Raw genomic sequence first — 354 nt, forward strand, 5'->3', positions numbered from 1 at the left:
AATAACGGATATACACCCAACCCCTGCGGGCTACTTCAAATTCCCACTCAAAAACTGCTGCAACCGCTCGCTCTTCGGATTACCCAGCACATCCTCCGGCGCACCCTGTTCCTCCACCAACCCCTTGTGCAAAAACAGCACCTGGCTCGACACCTTGCGCGCAAAGCTCATCTCATGGGTCACCATGATCATCGTCCGGCCTTCCTCAGCCAAACCCTGGATCACCTTCAACACCTCACCCACCAACTCCGGGCCCAGCGCCGAAGTCGGCTCGTCACACAGCATCACCTCCGCCCCTACCGCCAGCGCTCGCGCAATCGCCACCCGCTGTTGCTGGCCACCCGACAAAAACGC

General features: G+C 59.6%; 1 protein-coding gene. It reads right to left on the reverse strand.

Going from position 1 to position 354, the window contains the following annotated elements; genetic code table 11:
* Window positions 1–30: 30 nt before the first annotated feature.
* On the reverse strand, window positions 31–354 hold a 324-nt coding region (locus tag HX786_RS31570; RefSeq protein WP_178913091.1), incomplete at its 5' end, for an ATP-binding cassette domain-containing protein.

The organism is Pseudomonas sp. 21615526 (assembly GCF_013386245.1).
Taxonomy (GTDB): Bacteria; Pseudomonadota; Gammaproteobacteria; order Pseudomonadales; family Pseudomonadaceae; genus Aquipseudomonas.